Annotated in this window: 2 protein-coding genes; one reads left to right on the top strand and one right to left on the bottom strand. The window is 50.0% G+C overall.

The features are described 5' to 3' along the window. Nucleotides 1-1,115 (top strand): ABC transporter substrate-binding protein (locus tag B2Z72_RS16035; RefSeq protein WP_297005276.1); only part of this gene is annotated, 1,115 nt, incomplete at its 5' end. Nucleotides 1,116-1,336: 221 nt separating this feature from the next. Here the strand turns inward: B2Z72_RS16035 and B2Z72_RS16040 are convergent. Beyond that, nucleotides 1,337-3,169 carry a SurA N-terminal domain-containing protein gene (locus B2Z72_RS16040; RefSeq protein ID WP_296983472.1) on the bottom strand — a complete coding sequence of 611 codons (1,833 nt, stop codon included), beginning with the start codon at nt 3,167-3,169 and terminating at the stop codon, nt 1,337-1,339. Between the last annotated feature and the right edge of the window lie 96 nt (nt 3,170-3,265).

Consider the following 3,265-nt stretch of genomic DNA (forward strand, 5'->3'; position numbering starts at 1 on the left):
CATCGGAATATAACTGGATGAAAGAGCCGACCACAGGCCCTTATTATCTGTCGCAGATCCGCCCTGGCCAATCCGTAACCTTTCGTCGCCGCAGCAACTGGTGGGGAGATCAGCTGCCCTACTTTGCCAATCGCTTTAACACCGACCGGGTAATTTTCAGGGCGATGAACGACAGCAGAACCGAGCTGGAATTGTTTACTCTGGGAGAACTGTCCGCCATTGAATACCCCAACGCAGACTATTGGCAGACCCCAGTGGTTAAAAGCAGTCTGAATAAAAAACGGGTTCAGCTGGTGCGGCTGTATACCGACACCAGAACAGCACCTGCAGGTCTGTTAATCAATCCAAGAGTACAGACCATCAGTAACAACCATGAACGGGCCTGGCTGGCCGCACAGCTGGGTTTAGCGGAAATAATGAGCAGCTACAGCCCGGCCCTGCATCAGCAATCCGGTCTTATTGATACCTCACCAATGGAGCCTGACCAGCATCCAGCTGCCGCTCCTGGGGTCTTACCATCGAACATCACGCTCAGCTACAGCGACATCGCTGACTTACCGCTGCTCAGCAAAATAAAAAATCAAGCCGCCGAAAAACATCTGAATATTCAGTTAACGAAACTACCGGTGAGAGAATTAACGGAAAAACTCAGACTGGGCGAATACGAACTGGTCTGGCTGAAATTTAAAGCACCATTGTCCGCTGAAACCGTTACCGCGCTTTTTTCACCCGACAGCGAAGGTCTGTATATTGGCGGCATCGCCAAAGCCAGCCTGATGGCTGAAAACAGTAAAGCGTCACGCGCCGGAAAACATATTGAAGATTATCTGCTGCAGGAAAACATCTACATTCCCGGACCTGCACAGGACTTTACTCAGGCAGCCTACTGGCAGTGGATTCACTTACCACAACAGGTGGGCGGACGTTATACAACAGAATTATTTGATCCATTTTCTGCTGCATCGGGTGGTTTGTTCTGGACCAATAAAAAAGAACGGGCAGACATTATGGCCAAGCCTAACCGTCGCCATGATAAAGCAACACTGCAGGTCTTTGATCAGTACCGTATGGCCGACCCTCTTGCTGCACAGCCGTCAACGGCGGTTCAGAACTGATTTCAAACACGCCCGGCAATATTAACCGCAGATACCGGAGGCATTGCTGACTCTGAGTATCGTGCGTCAGCTCCACAACTCTGTCTGTCGGTTAACGTCCCCTGAGTTGCACAGCCGACGACAGAACACTGCATCTGGTAAAATCCAGACATAAAAAAAGAGGCCGCAGCCTCTTTTTTATCTGAATAACGACCGGATTAACCAGCCGTCATGTTTTGCTGTCAGCTTCCTGAACGCTCTACTTTAATCGCAGAACGGGCCCATGACTGATAGCTGGCCATTGCGGCACGACTGTTGTCTGCACGGCCGGTTTCCGTTGCTTCATCACTGACAGCCATTTCCTTCCAGTCACGGCCATCAACAGAATCGAGCTTCACAACGGTATATCCACCGGGTGTCTGAACAGCGGCAGTTTTGCCTTCCAGCAGAGAGAATACTTTCTGCTGTGCCGCACGTGGGGCTTCTGTACTTTGCGTGTAAGTCGCTGAAACCTGAGTCCACTCCGCTTCCTGATTGCCGGCAGCAACCGCTTCTGCAACTTCCTGCGCCTTAGCAACAGCACGTTCACGCAGCAGAGATTGTTCTACCTGAGCGCGTACAACGTCCAGAGGCAGAACGGATGCATCAACGTGATCTTTGACGCTGACAACCAGAGCGCCTTCTTCCGTTTCGATAACATCACTCATCTGCTTATCAAGCATCACTTCGTCAGAAAATGCTGCCTGACGTACGGCTTCGTTTTCAGCCACACCAACGCCCTGCTGACGAGAGAAAAGCTCAGTCGATTGAGGCTGCAGGCCAATAGACTCCGCTACAGCATCAATGGTCTCACCGGAGAAAGCCAGATTGGACAGTTCCTGCAGACGCTCGGCATAAACGGCTTCGGCTTTGGCCAGCTTAATATTTTCAGACAGTTCGTCCTTAATATCTGCCAGGGCTTTAATCTGAGGGGCAACGATGTCGTCTGTACGAATGATGTGGTAACCAAATTCAGTCTGAACAGGCTTTGATACTTCGCCTTTTGGCAAAGAATACAGCGCATCATCAAATTCAGGCACAAAGCTGCCTTTCGGAGTCAGGCCCAGACTGCCGCCATTGTTGGCACTGGCGATGTCATCGGAATACTCTTTTGCCAGCTCAGCAAAATCACCACCGTTTTCGATTTTCTGATAAACCTCATCCGCCAGAGCTTTCGCTTCTTCATCACTGCGGTCATCGTTCACTTCAATCAGAATATGGCTGGCGCTGCGCTGTTCTTTCGACGCTTCCTGCGCTTTGTAGTCATCATATGCCTGCTGCAGCTCTTCTTCGCTTACTGTCTCATCAGCAGCCAGATCAGAACGCTTCAGTTCAACGTAATTGAGGCTGACCTGTTCAGGTGTTTTATAACGGTCCTTAGACGCTTCATAAGCTGCCTGAATGTCTTCTTCGGAGACTTCAATGCCAGATTCCAGATCTTTAGCCAGAATCTCGCTGTAGCTGAATGTACGCAGCTCATTATTGAGCGCTTCAGACAGCTTCACAGAAACAGGGGTTTCCATGCTGGACAGCACAAATGCAGCCTGAGCCTGGCGGGTTTTAATTTCATCGCCCAGCACCTGGCGGAAGCCCATCGGGCTCATACCGTTCATCCGCAGTACGGTCTGGAACTGATCACGGCTGAATTTACCATCCTGCTGAAATGCAGGAATCGTTACAATGGATTCGTCAATTTCACGAGGGGAAGCATACAGGCCCATCTCATCAGCCTGTACCAGAGCGAGATTCTGTTCAATTAACTGTTCAATCGCAGAATCGCGCAGGAATTTTTCATTGAAAAGATTTTCGTCGTACTGATCGCCAAACTGGCGACGCAGATTGTTTTTCTGCTGTTCAACTACACGACTGATATCGGCTTCTGTGATTTCGATATCACCCACAGTTGCTGTTGCTTCCGGGCCTGTACCCAGACTGACAATGCTTTCTACACCCCAAAGCGCGAAAACAATGATAATAAAACCGACAATTACTTTAGCGATCATGCCCTGAGCATTATCCCGCATTGTCTGTAGCATATTTCCTCCAATATGAATGCATTGCCAGAACGTAAAAAAAGCGCATCACTGATGCGCTTTTAATCTGGCGGACCGGACGGGACTCGAACCCGCGAC

This window comes from Thalassolituus sp. UBA6592, assembly GCF_002433655.1.
Classification (GTDB): domain Bacteria; phylum Pseudomonadota; class Gammaproteobacteria; order Pseudomonadales; family Oceanobacteraceae; genus Venatoribacter.

Coding starts and splice junctions, on each gene's coding strand:
- B2Z72_RS16040 (WP_296983472.1), bottom strand. CDS start 3,169: ATGCTACAGACAATGCGGGATAATGCTCAGGGCATGATCGCTAAAGTA.